The sequence below is a fragment of the Exiguobacterium sp. s122 genome (assembly GCF_018618475.1).
GTDB classification, from domain to species: Bacteria; Bacillota; Bacilli; order Exiguobacteriales; family Exiguobacteriaceae; genus Exiguobacterium; species Exiguobacterium himgiriensis.
The window spans coordinates 675,862-695,294 of sequence record NZ_JACSMD010000001.1 but is presented as its reverse complement, the minus strand read 5'-3'; the positions used below and the strand labels follow the sequence as shown (position 1 = coordinate 695,294).

At 52.3% G+C, this 19,433-nt stretch carries 18 protein-coding genes and 1 tRNA gene; 3 read left to right on the top strand and 16 right to left on the bottom strand.

Going from position 1 to position 19,433, the window contains the following annotated elements; translation table 11 throughout:
* Positions 1-9: 9 nt before the first annotated feature.
* The 12 genes from KNP92_RS03575 to KNP92_RS03520 form a co-directional block, all read right to left on the bottom strand.
* Positions 10-1,341, bottom strand: a complete 1,332-nt coding sequence (locus tag KNP92_RS03575; RefSeq protein WP_214837261.1) for a glycosyltransferase — start codon at positions 1,339-1,341, stop codon at positions 10-12.
* The gene (locus tag KNP92_RS03570) at positions 1,338-2,546 is read right to left on the bottom strand and encodes a glycosyltransferase family 4 protein (protein ID WP_251136482.1); all 1,209 of its coding nucleotides are present in this window, start codon (positions 2,544-2,546) and stop codon (positions 1,338-1,340) included. Before KNP92_RS03570 ends, KNP92_RS03575 begins: the two co-directional genes overlap by 4 nt.
* Positions 2,547-2,567: 21 nt before the next feature.
* Positions 2,568-3,449, bottom strand: a complete 882-nt coding sequence (gene galU, locus KNP92_RS03565) for a UTP--glucose-1-phosphate uridylyltransferase GalU (RefSeq protein ID WP_214837255.1) — start codon at positions 3,447-3,449, stop codon at positions 2,568-2,570.
* A 240-nt stretch (positions 3,450-3,689) separates the two neighbouring features.
* Positions 3,690-4,487 carry a phosphotransferase gene (locus KNP92_RS03560; RefSeq protein WP_214837251.1) on the bottom strand — a complete coding sequence of 266 codons (798 nt, stop codon included), beginning with the start codon at positions 4,485-4,487 and terminating at the stop codon, positions 3,690-3,692.
* A 364-nt stretch (positions 4,488-4,851) separates the two neighbouring features.
* Positions 4,852-6,144 carry a phosphopyruvate hydratase gene (gene eno / locus KNP92_RS03555; RefSeq protein ID WP_214837248.1) on the bottom strand — a complete coding sequence of 431 codons (1,293 nt, stop codon included), beginning with the start codon at positions 6,142-6,144 and terminating at the stop codon, positions 4,852-4,854.
* 33 nt (positions 6,145-6,177) lie between these two features.
* Positions 6,178-7,716 carry a 2,3-bisphosphoglycerate-independent phosphoglycerate mutase gene (gene gpmI, locus KNP92_RS03550; protein WP_214837244.1) on the bottom strand — a complete coding sequence of 513 codons (1,539 nt, stop codon included), beginning with the start codon at positions 7,714-7,716 and terminating at the stop codon, positions 6,178-6,180.
* Positions 7,717-8,469, bottom strand: a complete 753-nt coding sequence (gene tpiA / locus KNP92_RS03545; RefSeq protein ID WP_214837241.1) for a triose-phosphate isomerase — start codon at positions 8,467-8,469, stop codon at positions 7,717-7,719.
* A gap of 18 nt (positions 8,470-8,487) precedes the next feature.
* On the bottom strand, positions 8,488-9,672 hold the full coding sequence (locus KNP92_RS03540) for a phosphoglycerate kinase (RefSeq protein WP_214837239.1): 1,185 nt from the start codon (positions 9,670-9,672) through the stop codon (positions 8,488-8,490).
* Between the two features lie 98 nt (positions 9,673-9,770).
* Entirely contained in the window at positions 9,771-10,778 is a 1,008-nt protein-coding gene (gene gap / locus KNP92_RS03535) for a type I glyceraldehyde-3-phosphate dehydrogenase (RefSeq protein ID WP_034806807.1), read from the bottom strand.
* Between the two features lie 58 nt (positions 10,779-10,836).
* The gene (locus KNP92_RS03530) at positions 10,837-11,865 is read right to left on the bottom strand and encodes a sugar-binding transcriptional regulator (RefSeq protein ID WP_214837226.1); all 1,029 of its coding nucleotides are present in this window, start codon (positions 11,863-11,865) and stop codon (positions 10,837-10,839) included.
* A 110-nt stretch (positions 11,866-11,975) separates the two neighbouring features.
* Positions 11,976-12,233 (bottom strand): glutaredoxin family protein, encoded by a 258-nt coding sequence (locus KNP92_RS03525; RefSeq protein WP_214837222.1) that lies wholly within the window; start codon positions 12,231-12,233, stop codon positions 11,976-11,978.
* Complete coding sequence (locus tag KNP92_RS03520) at positions 12,234-13,373, bottom strand: RNA polymerase factor sigma-54 (RefSeq protein WP_214837219.1); 1,140 nt, start codon at positions 13,371-13,373, stop codon at positions 12,234-12,236. It abuts the gene before it with no gap.
* A 123-nt stretch (positions 13,374-13,496) separates the two neighbouring features.
* Here KNP92_RS03520 and KNP92_RS03515 point away from each other — a divergent pair.
* The 3 genes from KNP92_RS03515 (at position 13,497) to KNP92_RS03505 (ending at position 17,241) form a co-directional block, all read left to right on the top strand.
* Positions 13,497-13,569: transfer RNA gene (locus KNP92_RS03515), tRNA-Arg, on the top strand.
* Between the two features lie 153 nt (positions 13,570-13,722).
* Complete coding sequence (gene clpP / locus KNP92_RS03510; RefSeq protein WP_214837216.1) at positions 13,723-14,298, top strand: ATP-dependent Clp endopeptidase proteolytic subunit ClpP; 576 nt, start codon at positions 13,723-13,725, stop codon at positions 14,296-14,298.
* Positions 14,299-14,451: 153 nt separating this feature from the next.
* Positions 14,452-17,241 (top strand): sensor domain-containing protein, encoded by a 2,790-nt coding sequence (locus KNP92_RS03505; RefSeq protein WP_214837214.1) that lies wholly within the window; start codon positions 14,452-14,454, stop codon positions 17,239-17,241.
* Between the two features lie 90 nt (positions 17,242-17,331).
* On the opposite strand, the gene KNP92_RS03500 is transcribed toward KNP92_RS03505, so the two are convergent.
* The 4 genes from KNP92_RS03500 to KNP92_RS03485 form a co-directional block, all read right to left on the bottom strand.
* Positions 17,332-18,027, bottom strand: coding sequence for a MerR family transcriptional regulator (locus KNP92_RS03500; RefSeq protein ID WP_214837211.1), 696 nt, complete (start codon positions 18,025-18,027; stop codon positions 17,332-17,334).
* 59 nt (positions 18,028-18,086) lie between these two features.
* Complete coding sequence (locus KNP92_RS03495) at positions 18,087-18,518, bottom strand: hypothetical protein (protein WP_251136383.1); 432 nt, start codon at positions 18,516-18,518, stop codon at positions 18,087-18,089.
* Positions 18,519-18,587: 69 nt separating this feature from the next.
* Complete coding sequence (locus tag KNP92_RS03490) at positions 18,588-19,103, bottom strand: DUF2179 domain-containing protein (protein WP_214837205.1); 516 nt, start codon at positions 19,101-19,103, stop codon at positions 18,588-18,590.
* 92 nt (positions 19,104-19,195) lie between these two features.
* A complete protein-coding gene (locus KNP92_RS03485; protein WP_024370426.1) occupies positions 19,196-19,432 on the bottom strand; it encodes a hypothetical protein in 237 nt (78 codons plus the stop codon).
* Position 19,433: the final 1 nt, after the last annotated feature.

The following is a 19,433-nucleotide window of genomic DNA, read 5'->3' as shown; positions in this document are numbered from 1 at the left end:
GTCTTTTCCTTATGCTGGCTTTGGCGCACCGTCTTTCATAATCGGCAACTTGCGGTCCGCGACGTTTTCGTACACGGCCAAGAGTGCCTCTTTTTCCAAATCCCAGTTATATTGTTCACGCGCCGTCTTCGTGTTTGCTTTGACGCGTGCGTAGAGCGCTTCGTCCTCGAGCAAGCGGTTGACACCTTCAGCGATCGATTGTGGGTCGTGCGAGTCGACGACGACCCCGACATCGTTCCCGGCGACGACCCGTTCGATTTCAGGGAAATCGCACGAGACGACCGGCACTTCGGCCATCAAATATTCGAACAACTTGTTTGAAGAAGCCGAATAGTGGTTGAAACAGACGTTGTTCAATACTTGGAAGCCGAGGTAGGCGTTCATCGTATAGTACGGTAACGCCTCGACCGGTACCTTGTCAATCATCTTGACGCGGTCTGAGACACCTTCATCTTCAATCATCTGCTTGATTGTCGGCTTCAGTTTCCCGTCGCCGATCATGACGAGCGTTCCTTCTTTAAAGTCTTTCGCCGCAAGAATCAGTTGCTCGAGTCCGCGACCGGCTTGGATGCCGCCCTGATACAAGAGAATCTTCTCATCTTTTGGAAGTCCGAGGAGCGCGTGCGAGTCTTTTCGGAGCGAGAAGTCGAGCGGACGATAGAACGGATAGTTATGGAGCACGTACGGATAGAAACCGTAGAGCGTCTCGTTATGCGCCGCGCGCGTATGGTTCTCGACCATCATCGTGTCGACGTATGGCAGGAGCCAGCCTTCGAGGTTACTTTGGATGTAGCCGTACCCGGTCCGGTCCGTCTGCACTTCGTGCGAATCGTAGACGATCTTCCCGTTGTTGACGAGTTTCCCGGCGATGAGCGCCTGCGGGAGCGTGTTCAAGTCATTGGCGTGATAGAAGTCGTACGACTTCTTCGTCGACGCGAACACCATCTCGAGCATCGCACTCGCATTGACGATATTTTTACGGACCGGCGGAAGCAAGATTGCGCCTGCCGCGGCACCGAGGCCGAGCATCGTCAGTGGCGCGAGGACGAACAGCCCGGCACCGACGAGTCCGGCACCAATTTTCCGTGTCGTCTTCTGTGAGATCCACGTCCGGGCCGACTTGAGCGCCTTCATCCCGTTGACGAGAATCGACGGCTGCCGCTTCACACGGATGACGCGGAATCCTTCCGGACGCATCTCTTCCGCCGGGAGATCTTTATTTTTCGGATCTTGGAGGGCGATCAAATCGACCTCGTAGCCCGCCTCGGCGAGCGCCGAGCATTCGCGAAGGACGCGGGCGTCATTCGTAAAGTGGTTCCAAACAAACATACATACCTTCATCGTGTTGCCTCCATCGTTACTTTTTCGATCACGTCTTCAAGGACGTGGATATTGTTTTCCCAGCACAAGTTGTCTTTCACATAACGGACGCCGTTCGCCCCGTACTGTTCACGTAACTCGGGACGCTCAAGAAGCGTCCGAAGCGAACGCTCGATTTCATGGATGTCACGCTTCCGCGACACGTAGCCGACCTCGGCCGCTTCGATGACATTCGCCGCATGGCCTGACACCGCCGCGACGATCGGTTTGCCGACGGCCATGTAGTCAATCAGCTTTCCAGGGATGACCGTGTCGAACACGTCCTGGTCAATCAAGCTGACGAACGCGACGTCTGCATTCTTGATTGCCTGGAACGCCTCCGTCCGTGGCATCGCCTCGAGGAACAAGAAGTTTTTAAAGCCACGTGCTTTAATCATGTCTTTCAACTCGTTTTTCCGGTAGCCGTATCCAATCAACTTGAAGTGGACGCGCGGCTCGTCGCGGAACCGCTCCGCGAGCTCGAGGAGGAGCGATACGTCCTGGGCGAGTCCCATGTTGCCGGCGTATAAAATCTCCATCCGGTCGTCTTCTGGGACGGTCCGCTCGAGGTTGCGCTCACTCTGTCGAATCGAGTTCGGCATATAGTGGATGCGGTCGTTGTCGACGCCCCGCTGGCGAAGGTAGCTACGAAACCCTTCTGAGTTGATGATGATGGCATCGGCCGACTGATACAACCGTTTCTCAAACCAAAACGCCGGCGCGAGCATCCAATCGTGTTTGAACACGCCGACCCCTTTCACCGATTCCGGCCAGAGGTCACGGACGTCCAAGATAAACGGGACGTCGTACTTCCGTTTCGCATAGACGCCGACGAACGCCATAAAAAAAGACGGGGTCGTCGCGAAGACGACATCCGGTTTCGTTTCGAGCGTCCGTACGGCGCCGACGCCTTTAACCATCTGTTCGAGGAACAGGGCGAGCCGGTTCAGCATGTTTGACGTGTGCTTGCGCTTCTTCGTGATGAGCCGCTTGATGAACGGTTGGTTGTTGAGCGCGTGATCGTTCCAGAATCGGTCGTCTTGATACAAGTTGAAGTTCGGATACGACGGCGCGGCTGTGATGACTTCGACGTCATAGCCGCGCTCTTTCATGAGATGCGTAATATTTTGCATCCGGTTGCCGGCACTGCCGATTTCCGGATAATAGTTTTGACAGACCATTAACATTGTTTTCAAAAGTAACACACCTTACTGTTGTTCGAGTTCGTCCACAAAACGCTTCAAGAGCGTAAGGACGTTAGGTTTTAATTCCGGGTCGCACAAGGCGTGGGCGATCGTCGCCTCGATGAAGCCGATCGGTTCCCCGACGTCATAACGACGGCCCTCAAATTCATAGGCGTACACCGTCTTCGCCTCGTTCAATCGAGCGATGGCGTCCGTCAGCTGAATCTCGCCCCCGGCGCCGACTTCTTGGGCCGCGAGCGTCTCGAAGACGTCCGGCGTCAAAATGTAGCGGCCAAGGATGGCAAGGTTCGAAGGGGCCTCCTCGACCGGCGGTTTCTCAACGAACGTCCGGACCGGGATGAGCTTCCCTTCGACGGCAAGCGGGTCAATTATACCATATCGTTTCGTCATTTCATACGGGACGCGCTGTACCCCGATGATGGCACGTTCGTGGCGTTCGTACTGCTCGATCAACTGCTGCGTCGCCGGTACGTCCGACTCGATGATGTCGTCCCCGAGGAGGACGGCGAACGGTTCGTCGCCGATGAACTTCCGGGCACACCAAATCGCATGGCCGAGTCCCTTTGGTTCTTGCTGGCGTATGTAGTGGATGTTCGCGAGATTCGACGAACGGCGCACCGATTCAAGGAGTTCGGTCTTTCCTTTTGCTTCAAGGTTTTGTTCAAGCTCGATGGCCCGGTCGAAATGGTCCTCGATGGCACGCTTGTTCTTCCCGGTCACGATGATGATGTCCTCGATGCCAGAAGCGACGGCTTCTTCCACGATGAACTGAATCGTCGGTTTATTGACGATCGGGAGCATCTCTTTTGGCATCGCCTTCGTTGCCGGCAAGAAGCGGGTGCCGAGCCCAGCCGCCGGGATGATGGCTTTTCGTACACGTGTCATGGACGTCTCTCCTTTTTCTGTACTGTATCTGATTATACCCAATTTGCCTGAATTCACGCACATAAAAAATGGCCGTGACATGCGTCACGACCATTTCCGGTCTTCCATGGCTTTATACAGGAAGTAGCCACTGATCCCGAGGACAATGAGAAGAAGGAACAGCCCGCTGAACGCCGCCCTTTCACCTACACTTTTCGATTCCCGGAATCAGAGACAACTACGCTCCGTCTGAGCGACCTCTTAAAACCATTTATGTCCGTTCATTTGGATGAAACGATACTCGGCTTGATAATGATCGTAATGCCCTTCATCAATCATGCGTTGGAAAGCAGCATCCCCTTCTGCCGCTTTTCGTTGCATCAATCGACAGAGCGCATCGATTCGTAACAGCAACATGTCCAGTAACTCTGCTGATGATTTTCCCCACCCGTACGCTTCTAAGAAGAGAGACACGCGACGTCTGTATGTCACGTCATCGCGGTCCGCCTCATAGTGAACGACTTCACCCGATTCGGCTTGATGACGCCGGCTGAGTGGGACGAACGTATAAAGCGCATAGACGATATCCCACGCTCGTGGACCGGGCGCCGCCAAATCAAAGTCGATGACCCCTGCCACTTTCCCGTCATCAAAAATCGTATTGTAGACGGCAAAGTCGTTATGGCAAATGACTTCACACGGTTCTGGCGTATTATCGAGCGAGTGCCAGTCAGATGGCCACTCGACATCCGCTGTCGCGTCATGCAACCGGCGCATCAGCCGAGCGGCGGCTTGAATCGCTTCATCCGACCACATGTACGCTTTCAACGGATAATCAGCCGTCTCGCCTTCGAGATACGTTAGAATCTCTCGGCCTTGTTCATCGATTCCTATGAATCGTGGAGCACCCGATACTCCATTCGCCTCTAAATGTGCTAAGAGCCAATGTACATGTGCACTACCGTCTTTCTGCGTCCGATAGACGTGTTTGCCTTTTTTGTAGACGGTCGACACGTTCCCCCCGCTCAACCTCTCCTCTTGCTCATTTGATTGGTCCATCCAATCCCCCCATTCTTCATCGGTCACGTTCATTATACAGCATGGTGAAGTGCCGATGACGGATTCTAAAGCTTTGAGATGAAATCAATACAGAGCGTCCACACCCGTCCAAGCGGCCTCGATGCTTTCTGCTGGCAATCTATGGAGCCTCCTCGAAAAGATGATTGAGTAAAACGCGACTGAATCAGACGGTGGGCGACTCCTTGGGGAAAGTGATGCAAGGATGACCCCGTAAAGCGCGCATGCGCTGCGGAGGCATTCGCATCACCCAAGAAAGCGTCCCGCCGTCTGATGAAGTTCAGTGCTGTAAAACGGGTTGAAACCAAAAAACAGGCCCGCACGAGGCGGACCTGAAAATAATCAATTATTTTTTGAGGTTGTAGAACGACTTGATACCGTCGTACTTCGCTACATCGCCGAGCATGTCTTCGATGCGGAGAAGTTGGTTGTACTTCGCGATACGGTCTGTACGCGAGAGCGAACCAGTCTTGATTTGACCAGCGTTTGTCGCAACCGCGATGTCCGCGATTGTCGCATCTTCTGTTTCACCAGAACGGTGCGAGATAACAGCTGTGTAACCAGCTTTTTTAGCCATTTCGATTGCGTCGAATGTTTCTGTGAGCGTACCGATTTGGTTAACTTTGATGAGGATCGAGTTCGAGATGCCTTTCTCGATACCTTCAGCAAGTTTCTCCGTGTTCGTTACGAAGAGGTCATCTCCAACGAGTTGAACTTTGTGGCCGATTTTGTCAGTGAGAAGCTTGAAGCCATCCCAGTCGTTCTCGTCGCAACCGTCTTCGATTGAGATGATTGGGTACTTCTCAACGAGTTCAGCGTAGAAGTCTACGAGCTCAGCAGTTGTCATTGACTTGCCTTCGCCAGCGAGTTCGTACTTGCCAGTCGACTTGTCGTAGAACTCAGAAGACGCAACGTCCATTGCGAGGTAGATGTCTTCGCCAGCTTTGTAACCAGCTTTTTCGATCGCTTCAAGGATAACTGTGATTGCTTCTTCGTTTGACTTAAGGTTTGGGGCGAAACCACCTTCGTCACCGACAGCTGTGTTAAGACCCATACCAGAAAGAACTGATTTGAGGGCGTGGAATACTTCTGCACCCATGCGGAGCGCTTCGCGGAACGATGGCGCGCCTACAGGCATGATCATGAACTCTTGGAAGTCAACGTTGTTGTCCGCGTGCGAACCACCGTTGATGATGTTCATCATTGGCGTTGGAAGCGTCTTCGCGTTGAATCCACCGAGGTACGTGTAAAGTGGAAGGCCGAGCTCGTCTGCTGCTGCGTGTGCTGCTGCCATAGAGACACCAAGGATCGCGTTTGCGCCGAGTTTGCCTTTGTTTTTCGTACCGTCGAGCTCGATCATTTTCGCATCGAGTGCATTTTGATCGAAGACATCGTAACCGATGAGTTCTGGTGCGATTGTGTCGTTTACGTTCGCAACGGCTTTGAGTACACCTTTACCAAGGTAACGTGACTTGTCGCCATCACGGAGTTCGACTGCTTCGTGCTCACCAGTTGATGCGCCTGATGGGACGAGGGCACGGCCGAAACCGCCGTCTTCTGTGAAGACTTCTACTTCGATTGTTGGGTTACCGCGTGAATCCAAAATTTCGCGTGCGTAAATTTCTGTAATCATTGACATATTGATTCGCTCCTTTTTGTTTGGAAATCGGATTTACTTCTTAACGATTGACGTGCCGGTCATTTCTGCCGGTTGTTCACCACCAAGAAGGTGAAGAAGGGTTGGGGCAAGGTCAGCCAATGCGCCTTCGAGCGCTGGCTTCAGCTCTACTCCATGTTGTGTGACGATACATGGGACAGGTTCTGTCGTGTGCGCCGTCATTGGCGAGCCGTCCGGGTTCGTGACGAGGTCAGCGTTCCCGTGGTCCGCCGTAATGATCGCCGCGCCGCCTTTGGCAATGAGTGCGTCCACTACTTTACCGAGGCATTCGTCGACGACTTCGACTGCTTTCTTCGTCGGTTCGAGCATGCCCGAGTGACCGACCATGTCCGGGTTCGCATAGTTGATGATATATGCGTCATACGTATCCGACTCGATACGCTCCAAGAGACCTTCTGTGAGCTCGTATGCGCTCATTTCCGGTTTCAAGTCGTACGTCGCGACTTTCGGCGACGGCACGAGGAAACGATCTTCGCCTTCAAACGGTGTTTCTTGTTGTCCGTTCAAGAAGAACGTGACGTGTGGGTATTTCTCAGTTTCCGCGGCGCGGAGCTGTTTGTACCCTTGCGCGGCGAGTGTTTCCCCGAGCGTGTTCTTCAAATCTTCTGGCGGAAAGACGATGTCCGTATCGATTTCATCCGAGAACTTCGTCATCGAGACGAGCAAGATGTTCTGTGGATGTGTGCTCGAAAGTTCGAAGCCTTTGAAGCCGGTCTTCTCTTTGAACACTTTCGCAAGTTCAATCGCCCGGTCCGGACGGAAGTTGAAGAACATGATCGCGTCGTTGTCTTGAATCGTCGCAATCGGGTGACCGTCTTTCTCGATGACCGTCGGAAGAACGAATTCATCCGTCAAGCCGTCTGCATATGACTTGTTCAAGACATCAACCGCACTCGTGCCCACTTCGCCTTTCCCGTTGACGAGGACGTCGTATACTTTCTCGACGCGCTCCCAGCGGTTATCGCGATCCATGGCATAGTAGCGACCAGACACGCTAGCGACTTGACCGACACCGAGTTCAGCGAGCTTCGCTTCCGTCTCTTCGAGGAAACGGGCTCCTGATTTCGGATCACAGTCACGGCCGTCCGTGAAAGCGTGAATGAATACTTTTTCAATGCCATGAAGTTTCGCGAACTCGACGATGGCGTACATGTGGTTGATGTGTGAGTGAATTCCACCGTCCGAGACGAGGCCCATGATGTGGAGATTCGAATCATACTTCTTCACATGTCCGGCCAAATGGTTCATTGCTTGGCGGTCAAAGAGTGAACGGTCTTTGATGGCGTTGTTGACGCGTGAAAGTGACTGATAGACGACTCGGCCGGCACCGATATTCAAGTGACCGACTTCTGAGTTCCCCATCTGCCCTTCCGGAAGGCCGACGTACTCGCCTTTCGCGTTTAGGAGCGTATGTGGATACTGCTCCCAGTAGCGGTCGAAGTTCGGTTTGTTCGCCGCAGCGACCGCGTTACCGAACGTCTCGTCTCGCATACCAAAGCCATCTAAGATGATGAGGGCGACTGGTCTTGCCATTTAAATCGCCTCCAACAACTTGAGGAACGAAGCAGCTTCAAGTGAAGCACCGCCGACGAGCGCGCCGTCGATGTCTTCTTGCGCCATATACTCCTTGATGTTCTCGGGTTTTACAGAACCACCGTATTGGATGCGTACTGCAGCCGCTACGTCTTCGCCGTAAAGACCTTTTACCACGTCACGAACATATTTACATGAGCTTTGCGCGTCTGCTTCGTCCGCTGATTTCCCTGTGCCGATCGCCCAAACTGGCTCATAGGCGATGACGAGTTGTTTCACTTGGTCAGCTGAGAGGTCCGCGAGGCTACCTTCGACTTGTGTCTTGATCACGTCTTCGAACTTGCCGCCTTCGCGCTCGTCGAGTGTTTCACCGACACAAACGATTGGCGTAAGACCGTGTTCAAACGCTTTTTTCGTTTTGCTGTTGATGAATGCATCCGACTCACCGAAGTACTCGCGACGCTCTGAATGGCCAAGGATGACGTACGTCACACCGAGGTCTGCGATCATCGCTGGGCTCGTCTCACCTGTGTACGCCCCGCTGTCTTTGTCGTACATGTTTTGAGCACCAAGCTTCAAGTCTGATCCTTTTGCTGCTTCTACCATTGGAGCTAGGAAGACAGCTGGTGCGCCGATTGCCGCGTCCACTTTATCCGTTGACGGGACGTTGTTTTTGACTTCCTCCACGAAAGCGACAGCTTCCGAGAGTGTTTTGTTCATTTTCCAGTTACCTGCAATAATCGGTTTACGCATCGATAACCCTCCTCTGTTTTACTTGTCGTTAAGCGCCTCGACGCCTGGAAGTTTCTTGCCTTCCATGAATTCGAGTGAAGCGCCACCACCAGTTGAAATGTGGCTCATTTGATCTGCAAGGCCAAACTTGGCAGCTGCAGCAGCTGAGTCCCCACCACCGATGATTGAATATGCGTCGCTGTCTGCGAGTGCTTGGGCGACACCTTTCGTCCCGTTTGCGTATTTATCGAGTTCGAATACGCCCATCGGTCCGTTCCAAACGACAAGTTTCGATTCGCGAATCGCTTCCGCGTAAAGTTCGACTGTCTTCGGTCCGATATCAAGGCTCATATGATCCGCAGGGATTGAGTCGATATCGACTGGTCCGACGTAAGTCTCTTCGCCGAATTCTTTCGTGATGATGCAGTCGACTGGCATCAAGAACTTCACGCCTTTGTCTTCTGCTTTTTTCATAAATTGACGTGCGAGGTCGAGCTTGTCTTCTTCAAGGAGTGACGTCCCGACTTCGTGTCCGTTTGCTTTCGCGAACGTGTACGAGAGACCGCCACCGATGATGAGTGTGTCAACGATGTCAAGAAGGTGGTCGATGACCCCAATCTTGTCAGCAACTTTCGAACCACCGATGATGGCCGTGAACGGGCGATCTGGGTTCGAGAGCGCCTTGCCGAGCACTTCAAGTTCTTTTTCCATCAAAAGACCGGCAACTGCCGTGTCGACGTTTTGCGCGATGCCTTCCGTCGAAGCGTGGGCACGGTGTGCCGCACCGAACGCGTCGTTGACGAAGACGTCAGCAAGCGCCGCGAATCCTTTTGCGAGTTCCGGGTCGTTCTTCGTTTCACCTGGGTAGAAACGAACGTTCTCGAGGACGACGACGTCGCCTTCAGAGAGTTTTGCGACTGCTTCTTCCGCGACCGGACCGTACGCTTCTTCAACGAGCGGTACGTCTTTGCCGAGAAGTTCAGCGAGACGCTTCGCGACCGGAGCGAGTGAGAACTCAGCATTCTTCTCACCTTTCGGACGGCCGAGGTGGCTCGCCAAGATGACTTTCGCACCGCCGTCGATCAAGTGCTTGATCGTCGGAAGCGCTGCTTGGATGCGCGTCTCGTCTTGGATGACGCCATCTTTGAGTGGAACGTTGAAGTCAACGCGGCAGAAGACGCGTTTCCCTTTTACATCGATGTCACGAATAGACTTTTTGTTCATAACCTTCGCCTCCATGTGTCGTGCATTTCAATTTCATAAATAGAGCGGAGAACAATCTCTTGTTTCCGCTCCTATTTGATTCTATTTAGTTCACGAACTTACTTCGCGATTTCAGCGAAGTGCTTGAGTGTGCGAACCAATTGTGCAGTGTAAGACATTTCGTTGTCGTACCATGCAACTGTCTTAACGAGTTGCTTGTCGCCAACTGTCATGACTTTCGTTTGCGTCGCGTCGAAGAGTGAACCGTACGTGATGCCGACGATGTCAGAAGAAACGATTTCGTCTTCCGTGTAACCGTAAGACTCGTTCGCTGCTGCTTTCATTGCTGCGTTGATTTCGTCAACTGATACAGTCTTCTCAAGAACTGTTACGAGTTCTGTGAGTGATCCTGTTGCAACTGGTACACGTTGTGCCGCACCGTCAAGTTTACCTTGAAGTTCTGGGATAACGAGGCCGATCGCTTTCGCTGCACCAGTCGTGTTCGGTACGATGTTTGCTGCTGCCGCACGCGCACGACGGAAGTCACCTTTCGGGTGTGGCGCGTCAAGCGTGTTTTGGTCGCCTGTGTAAGCGTGGATCGTCGTCATGAGACCTTCAACGATTCCGAACTGGTCTTGGAGAACTTTCGCCATTGGCGCCAAGCAGTTTGTCGTACATGAAGCACCAGAGATCACTGTCTCTGTACCATCGAGGATTTCGTGGTTCGTGTTGTAAACAACAGTCTTCATGTCACCTGTAGCTGGTGCCGAGATGACAACTTTTTTCGCGCCAGCTTTCAAGTGAAGCTCCGCTTTCTCTTTGTCTGTGAAGAATCCAGTACATTCGAGAACGATGTCAACACCGAGCTCGCCCCATGGGAGTTCTTCTGGGTTGCGGTTTGCAAGTGTAAGAACTTTCTCGCCGTTTACGAGGAAGTGATCGTCATGTACTTCAACGTCTCCGTCGAAACGACCTTGCGTCGTGTCGTACTTGAGAAGGTGAGCAAGCATCTTCGTGTCAGTCAAGTCGTTGATTGCAACAACTTCGATTCCTTCGTTTTTGATGATCTCGCGGAATGCTAAACGACCGATACGTCCAAATCCGTTAATACCAACTTTTACTGCCATGTTAATTTCCTCCTTAGGGTAGAAGCTATTTATTGAAGAGCCAACGGGGGTCAACTCTTTAATAACACGTTAATAATTCTGTTGCCGCACCTTCGTCCGTGACGAGGATGATGTTCGGCGTATGTTTCGCATATGCAGCGATCGCCTGCGCTTTCGATTTCCCTCCAGCGACCGCGATGACGGTGTCCATGTTGTCGAGCTCTTCTAATTGAATGCCGACGGTCTTGACCCGATGCACGATTTCACCTTCCGCGTTGAAATAATAGCCAAACGCTTCGGCGACGGCTTCATGCCGTTCGATCATCTGCAAATGCTCCGGTGTGGCGCGACGGCGTTTTGCCATCGTTTCAGCCTCACCAATTCCATGTACCACGATTCGCGCCGCTCTAATCATTTCCAGCACATTTTTTATGCTAGGTTCCTCCACCATTCGTTCGAACGTCTCCTGCGACACTTCGTCCGGAATATGGAGCAAATGATAGTCTGCGTGGGCCCGGTCCGCCATCCTTGAACAGACGGTGTTCGCTTGCAGTTCAAGCGTCTCACCGAGCCCGCCGCGCGCCGGCACGAAATGCATCGGCCGTTCTTTCTTATCGGGCGACATCATCGCCGCGACAGATGCCATCGTCGTCCCGCCTGTGACCGCGATGATATTATCATCCGGTGCCAGTCGCGCTTTTAACTGCGTGACGGCGGCCCGACCGATATCTCGCTGGACCCAGAACGTCTCGTCCGAATCTCCCGGAACGATAACGACTTGGCGAACGCCCAATTTTTGTTCGAGTTCTCGTGCGACTTCGGAGATTCCGAGAATCTCGCCCATGACTTCGTGCAAGTCCCGGAGAACGTTTCGGCCCGATTCCGTAAGGGAAATCCCTTGAGTAGCGACTGCGAGCAGACCTTGGTCTTTCAAGAAGTCGACTTCTCGCCTTAAGATGCGTTCTGTCAGCCCGAGGCTCGTGGCTAATGTCCTGCGGCCGATTGGCTGCATTAACCGGACATAATGTAAGATGTCGTAACGATGTCGGAGCGTGTCGAGCAGGTCTGGGACGATTTGCTTCTGAACATGAATCAGTTGCTGGATCATACCTCAATTCCCCCTCGACATTAGTATGGACATTTTTTGTCCCACTTTCATTTTTACGTCCCACCGCTACGAGTTCATCTTATCAATCACTTTTCCGTCTTGCAACCCCTCTAAACGTTTTTTTTCGATGTAAGCGTATACTTAACAAAATCTTCAACTTTGCTGTCATCGTATCGTCCTTGACTTATGACATGCCCTTCGTGTACCACGACCGGAATCTCATACAAGTATTTGGCCTCGAGCGTCTCATCCGTCGTGATGTCGATTTGCTCGAGCTCGAACGGATAGTCTTCCCGTAACCATTCGAGCATGATGAGCGCCTCCTCACAGAGCGAACAATTGTCACGTCGGTAAAGTGTCAGCTTCATTCATCTCTCCCCTTTCCATAGTTGTCGTTCCCGTTCACGCGAGTTGCCGAAGCCGAGCGCTTCCCGATAGTTGGCGACCGTCCGTCTCGTCACATGATACCCTTTATTCGAAAGCGCCTCGCATAACGCTTGATCGCTCAGCGGCGCCGTCTCGGAACGGATCAACTCGGCGATCGCCCGTTTAATCATGAACGGAGACTGCCCCCGTTCTGTCCCGCGGACGAAAAAATCACGCCACGCCATCATGCCATTCTCCGTCCGAACAAACTTCTGTTGAATCGCTCGGCCAACTGTCGACTCGTGTTTATTGATTTGCGCGGCAACTTCTTTTCGAGTCAACGGATGCAACACGAGTTCGCCGTTCAACCAATCGGCCTGCCATTCGGCGATGACGTCCCAAATCGCCTGCAACGTCTTCGTCCGCATCGCGAGCGTGTCATGCCACCATTTCACTTCTGGGTCAGTCGCTTCAACATCGAGCGTCGGCGTCAACCACGTCGTGACGAGTTGTCCGTCTTCCCGCCTTACCTCGAGCTCGGGAAAGACTTGTTCAGTTTCTTCATATAATAGCGGTACTTTTGGCAAAGTCGCGATTAAGCGCGTGATTCGGTCGAACTCAGACGCACTGATCTCGAGGAAGCTTGGAACGTCCTCCACTCCCGCCTCGAGCGCCTCGAACACGTCCAAGACGAGCGGGTCGTCGTGCTCGATGGCGTGACGGTATTGGCATTCGCGTTCATTCTTCGCTCCGACACCCGTCGGTTCTAAAAATAACAGCGCCCGGCGCGCCCCTTCAATCGCCTCAACTTCCACGCCGAACCGCTCGGAAAGCAACGCATCCCTCTCAGGCAATAAGCCGCGATGGTCGAGCGCGATGACGAGCTGACGTTGCAGTGCTTTCTCCGCTTCAGTCCCGCTCCCTTCCTCGATTTGCTCGAACAAGCGCGCCTCAAAGCCGGCCCCCGCGTCGGCGATCCACTCGACCATGCCGTTCCCACTGGCCGCATGGCCGGTCCGCCGTGCGAGTCGGCCGAGCTGGAACACGACAGCAGCCCGGTCCGCCTCTAACACAGGCAGGCGCCGCAACATGTCTTGCGTCAATTGTTGTTGCTGCACTTGATGTTGAACGTGTCGATGCATAACGGTCACTCCTCTCGCCTTCTATTGTAGCGGAAGCGCCTCCATGCCGCTTCAAAAAAAGGTCGGGAAACAGGATTGCTTTTTTAAAAAAACAAATGTATAATAAATCGTGTCAGAGAACATGCACCCGTAGCTCAGGGGATAGAGCACTGGTTTCCGGTGCCAGGTGTCGGGAGTTCGAATCTCTCCGGGTGTATCATACGTAAGGGGTCAGGCAAACGCCTGACCCCTTTTTTCGTTTCAGCACATTCGAATCGTGGAATAGGTGAAAAACGATGACTATCGTTTGACCAACATTGACTATAGCGGTATGATATGTTTACAACCTACATAAAAGGAGGCAGATTCAATGTTAATTCCAACAGTTATCGAACAAACAGGTCGTGGGGAACGCGCATATGACATTTACTCACGCTTGCTTAAAGACCGTATTATCTTGCTCGGAAGTGCGATTGACGACAATGTCGCCAACTCAATCGTCGCACAGCTTCTCTTCCTTGCAGCGGAGGACCCTGATAAAGACATCTCGCTTTACATCAACAGCCCGGGTGGTTCGATCACTTCTGGGATGGCGATTTACGACACGATGAACTTCATCAAACCGAACGTGTCGACGATTTGTATCGGAATGGCCGCATCGATGGGTGCCTTCTTGCTTCAAGCCGGCGAAAAAGGTAAACGCTTCGCGCTTCCGAACGCGGAGATCATGATTCACCAACCGCTCGGCGGCACACAAGGTCAAGCTTCGGACATCAAGATCCATGCCGAGCGCATCATCAAGATGCGTGAGAAGTTGAACCAAATCATGGCCGACAACACGGGCCAGCCACTTGAAGTGATTGAACGCGACACAGAGCGCGATTACTTCATGTCAGCTGACCAAGCGAAAGACTACGGTCTTATCGACAAAGTGATGTCACGTTAATTACCTCGACACATGTACACTTGTACATGTGTCTTTTTGTGTCAACATTCAATGTGTCGTCTCTTCATGTATTGACCCAATTTTATAAGAGGACGTTTTATAATGTTAAAGAGTGGTGTTCAAGACTTTTTATTCCATGAATGGAGGCATATTTTGAAAAAATTCTTAAATTATGTCGCGAATCAAACATCTAACACTGTGAGCGAGTGGGCACACCTCGTCCAGTATATGGAGCAATCGCCAGAAGCGATTTTCATTGCCACGGCGACGTTTGAGCAGCGCTACACGAACCCCTCCTTCCGAAAGCTTTTCCGTAAGACGCGCGATGACTTCTTTACCGAGCCGATGTGGGAGAAGACCTGGTCAACGATTCGGGACGCCCAGGCGCGAGCCTCTCAAGGAGAACGGGTTACGTCCGAGGTGACGTGCACGTTTGGCGAAGGAACACACCATTTTTCCATCACCCACTTGCCCGCCCCTGTCAAAGCGTCTGAACGGCTCGTCATCGGAATCGTCAAATCGATGACGGACTCGATTCAGTTGCAAGAAGAACGCGTCCGCTTTGATGCGTATCGTCACATCTTTGGGAGCATCGATGGACTCGCCTTATTCGAATTCAATTTGAGCAACAATGCGTTCACGACGTTCGGGTCGCTCGAAGCGATGTTCGGTCTGACCGAGACCGATTTTTCCAATTATACGCCCCAACTGTTCAAGCAGATGCTCCATCCGGACGACTTGAATGCGTATTTGGCTGACCTGGGTCAACTGATGATCGATCCAAAGACGTACACGCGGGAATCGACTGTGCGGATCTTTCACCTTCAGACGGCCCAGTACCGCTCGTTTCTCGTCAAGAGCCACTTGTCGACGAATCGGAAAGTGTTGACGTTCGCCGTCATCGATTCATCACGCTCCACGTCGAGCGATCAGACAACGATTGAACAATTGAGTCAATTCGTCGAAGCCGCGATGATGGAATATGACTTTCAGACGGAGTCGTTTCGGTATATGTCGCCTGGACTCTTCACCATGATGGGGTACACGTCAGAACTACCGGCTTTAACGCCCGAGTTTTGGAGAGACTTGATTCATCCGGACGATCTCGACTTGTTGCTCGCCTCGCGTGAGGAGTCACTCGCCGGAAAAGCCGACACTTACGTGTATCGGGTATACGTAAAAGGCGAACTCGTCTGGGTGGAGGAACGCCGCGAGCCAATAGTTGACGAAACGAAACGTGTCACCGGTTATCGGTCGATGTTTAAAAACATCACCCGTCTCCATGAACAACAAGAAAAAATCACAGAGCTCCGGACGGTCGATCCGGTCACGGGCGTCGCCAATCGAGAGACGTTGACCGAACATGTCCATACGTTGTTAACCAATCACACCCCGGTCACGATGATCGGCGTCTCGTTCAACCATCATAAGGAAGTCTCCCAAACACTCGGCTTTGAGTTTGCCGACGAATGGCGTGCCGTTACGACGGCCGCCCTACAACAACTCATCCCGGACCAAGCGATGCTCGCCCTCATCGGGGAGGACTTGAACGCGATCGTGATTCCGAGTGCGTGGACAGACGAAGAAGCGCGCCAGTTCGGGAAGCGCGTGACGGAATTAGCGGAGCAGCCGTTCGTCATCGGGAATTATGAAATCTTCACGACGATTTCCGTCGGGGTTTGTCGATCGCCACGGGACGGGAAGACGGCGAACGACTTAATCAAACATACGGTGCACGTCACGAACTATGCGTTCGCTCAAGGGGCGCCCTATGTGGAGCTCTATTCGTCCAAAGTCGATATTCCTTCCCTACGTCGCTATGAGCTGATTAATGATTTACGGACGGCCATCAAACAACGCGAGTTTTATGTCGTGTACCAGCCGAAAGTCGACGCCTGGTCGGGTGAAATCATTGGGGCGGAGGCATTGATGCGCTGGACCCACCCAAGATGGGGAGCCGTTTCCCCTGCCGAGTTCATCCCGTTGATTGAGCACAACAATCAATACGTCGAATTGACCGACTTTTTGATTTCAGAAGTATGTAGCTTTTTGAAACGAATGGCTGCCGATATCCCCATCTCAATCAACGTGCCGGTCCAATATTTCTATCGGGACGACTACTTGGCCGTCTTACGCCAATCGATTGAAGCGAACGGACTCACACCGTCCTTACTTGAAATCGAGATTCCCGAGTCGACGCTACTGGATAATCGCCCACGGATGAAACAGGTGTTTGATGAGCTGAACGCATATGGCGTCCGCATCTCGTTTGACGACTTCGGCAAAGGCTATTCATCTTTGGCCTATGTGCAGGACTATAACGTGCAAACGATTAAAATCGACCGTGTCTTTGCGCATGGGATTCATCAAAACACGAAATCACAGGCGATCGTCCGCAGCCTCATGTTCATCGCCAAAGAGTTCACGATGCACGTCGTCGTAGAAGGCGTGGAATGTTTCCGAGATCTTGCTTGGTTACGTGACCATGGCGTCACGACGATTCAAGGATTCTTGTTCAGCCGTCCGGTATCCAATCACGCGTTTCTCGCCTTGACCGAGCAGAAGTTTTTACATCCGACCGAGGTGTTACCGGTCGAACGACAAACGGAACTCATTCCCGCCCACATGTCGTTCTCGAAAATCAAGACGCTCACGATCAACCTCGGTCAGGCCCCCGTATTAGTCGCGATTCGAGCGTCAGGCTTGGTGGCGCTTTATACGAAACTGTATTTACCGCCTGACGACTTTTTACGATTCACCCTCGCGCTACCGCCGAATCAAGTGTCGGTCGCAGTGACAATCACGAACCGGGTCGAACTCGCGAACGGACTCTATTGTTACGATGCGGTCCACCAAGACGAGACATCGGTCCAACAAGCACGTGACGATACGCGCCGACGGTTTCCGAACCAGACGTGGGACGTCGCCCGGGACTGGTTCTGATTTTAAAAAAAAGATGCATCTCGGTTGAACGGTTCTCTAAACATGGAAAAATGCCAACGTTTGGAGAGCCAATCATCGAGATGCATGTTCTTATTGGACGGGAATCCACACTTCAATTAAATCATCCGCGCCACCTTGTCCGTGGATATAACGTTCAAAGTCGACCGCATCACGTAACATCACATCTGGTAACGTTAATAAACGGTTGTACGTTGAGGGAATAGCAGCTATTCCACCTTCAACTGTTGCCACAATATAACGTCCTGCCGTCAATTCAACTCGGCGACAATCCTTACCTGACAATGCTCCTGTCGTTGCCGCTACATACGTATCTTCTTTTGCGATGCACACTCCGTATGACTCATCCGTCCCTAACTCTCGATTGAGCCTCATCCACGCCTCCGGAATTTTCGTGAGTTCAGTCTGATAGCCATTCACGTATTTTGGTTGATCCCATGTCTCGTATCGAATGTTCATCGAATCCCCTCCTGTCTGCATCCATTTAATTTGTTGTTCAATCAATCGAAGTGTCCTCATTTCGAGTCGAACTTCTTCTAATCGTTGCGAAAGTAGCGTTTCAAAACGCTCTGTCGTCTGCATCGCTTCAATGGATACCCCCATTTGACGCAACAATCGAATCTCGTTTAAACGTCGAATTTCTTCCATCCCGTATAGTCGATATTGATTATCGAGTCGAGTCGGTTGGACAAGTCCTTTCGCTTCATACCACTTGATTGCTTTTATGGAAAGCCCCGTCAAATGTGCGACTTTTCCAATTTGAATCATTTACTTCCCCCCTTCCTACTCTTACTGTACATCCACCCGTAACGGACAGGTCAACTTCTTTATTCTTCGACTTCGACCCCGAACACGTAACGGCTATCTCCGTTCGCCCAGTCCCCGCCGGTCTCAAACAGGTATACGCCCGGTTCATTCGGGACGATTCGTTCGGCCAGTACGAGCTCCCCGTCCACGATTTGATGAAACGTCTCATTGTCCGGTGTTTCATGGAACGAGATGTCGATGCGCGCACCGGGCTCGACCGTCACAAGCTGCAAGTCGTCCGGCTCCGGCAAGGCGTGATCTTCGCAGACGGCCTCACTTCCGTTCGACCAACAGTACGTCGACTGCTTCACTTCGGCCGTCACCGACCCGACCTTGACCGTCGGAAGCGGCGGTTTCGTGCTAGAAGACGTCTGCCAAAACGACAGCCCGTATACAATCCCTCCAGCGAGCACCAGTACAATTACCCAAAACCACATCGTCTTTCGTCTCATTCGCCCCACTCCTTTGTGTCCTATTCCCGTTCCAACAAAAAAAGACCCACTTTCCGTGAGTCTCCCTTGTCATTTCGGCCGACGGAGCCCTTTCATCATATAACCGCCTTTAAAGTCGATCGGATCGAATGCGACGAGGAACGCTTTCGGCTCGTGGTCTTCGACGAGCTGCCGCAACTCTTTCATGCGCGTTCGAGCTGCCAACACGTCGAGGCGATAGCGGACACCGTCACGTCCTTGCCCTTGATAATGGGTCACCCCATAACCGCTGTCGCGCATCTTTTGGATGAGCTCGGCCGGGAATTCTTGCGTGTGCACTTGAATCATGTTGTACCCGATTGCGAGCTTCCGCTCGACGAATCCACCGACGAGAATACCAAGCCCGAAACCGACGGCGTAGACGACCATCCCGATCGTCGTCAAATCTTGGAATACGATCCCGAGCGCAAAGATGTAGATGAGCGTCTCGAGCGTCCCAAACATTCCGGCGATGACCGTCTTCCCTTTGACGAGCATGATCGTCCGGAGGGTGAGCACCGGGACGTATAGTAGTTGTAACAACAAGATGAGCAAGATTTGACCCATTCCATCGACCTCCTATCGATTCAATATCTCCACTATTCCAAATTTCACAGACGGATGCAACCAAAAAAGGCTGACCGCAGTCAGCCTTTCGCTTAGTTATCTAAGTTGCGGACACTTGTGAGCAACTCGTAGTCCTTCCGGATGACTTGATAGATTGCGTTCGTGTTGCCTGAGAGCATCTCTTCTGCCCGAAGTTGGTTGAGGAAAAGGCTCGTCGCAAACGTCACGAGTGCACTTTTTGGAATCCCGATTTCTTTTGCACGCTCGGTGATGACGCGGTCAAGCTCAGCGTCGATCGTGAGCGAAAGTCGTTTCTTATCATTCGCCATA

Coding starts and splice junctions, on each gene's coding strand:
- KNP92_RS03575 (WP_214837261.1), bottom strand. CDS start 1,341: ATGAAGGTATGTATGTTTGTTTGGAACCACTTTACGAATGACGCCCGC.
- tpiA (WP_214837241.1), bottom strand. CDS start 8,469: ATGCGTAAACCGATTATTGCAGGTAACTGGAAAATGAACAAAACACTC.
- eno (WP_214837248.1), bottom strand. CDS start 6,144: ATGTCAATGATTACAGAAATTTACGCACGCGAAATTTTGGATTCACGC.
- KNP92_RS03490 (WP_214837205.1), bottom strand. CDS start 19,103: ATGGGTCAAATCTTGCTCATCTTGTTGTTACAACTACTATACGTCCCG.
- KNP92_RS03500 (WP_214837211.1), bottom strand. CDS start 18,027: ATGATTCAAATTGGAAAAGTCGCACATTTGACGGGGCTTTCCATAAAA.
- gap (WP_034806807.1), bottom strand. CDS start 10,778: ATGGCAGTAAAAGTTGGTATTAACGGATTTGGACGTATCGGTCGTTTA.
- gpmI (WP_214837244.1), bottom strand. CDS start 7,716: ATGGCAAGACCAGTCGCCCTCATCATCTTAGATGGCTTTGGTATGCGA.
- KNP92_RS03530 (WP_214837226.1), bottom strand. CDS start 11,865: ATGATCCAGCAACTGATTCATGTTCAGAAGCAAATCGTCCCAGACCTG.
- KNP92_RS03560 (WP_214837251.1), bottom strand. CDS start 4,487: ATGGACCAATCAAATGAGCAAGAGGAGAGGTTGAGCGGGGGGAACGTG.
- KNP92_RS03520 (WP_214837219.1), bottom strand. CDS start 13,373: ATGCATCGACACGTTCAACATCAAGTGCAGCAACAACAATTGACGCAA.
- KNP92_RS03485 (WP_024370426.1), bottom strand. CDS start 19,432: ATGGCGAATGATAAGAAACGACTTTCGCTCACGATCGACGCTGAGCTT.
- KNP92_RS03525 (WP_214837222.1), bottom strand. CDS start 12,233: ATGAAGCTGACACTTTACCGACGTGACAATTGTTCGCTCTGTGAGGAG.
- KNP92_RS03495 (WP_251136383.1), bottom strand. CDS start 18,518: ATGAGACGAAAGACGATGTGGTTTTGGGTAATTGTACTGGTGCTCGCT.
- clpP (WP_214837216.1), top strand. CDS start 13,723: ATGTTAATTCCAACAGTTATCGAACAAACAGGTCGTGGGGAACGCGCA.
- KNP92_RS03540 (WP_214837239.1), bottom strand. CDS start 9,672: ATGAACAAAAAGTCTATTCGTGACATCGATGTAAAAGGGAAACGCGTC.
- KNP92_RS03570 (WP_251136482.1), bottom strand. CDS start 2,546: ATGTTAATGGTCTGTCAAAACTATTATCCGGAAATCGGCAGTGCCGGC.
- galU (WP_214837255.1), bottom strand. CDS start 3,449: ATGACACGTGTACGAAAAGCCATCATCCCGGCGGCTGGGCTCGGCACC.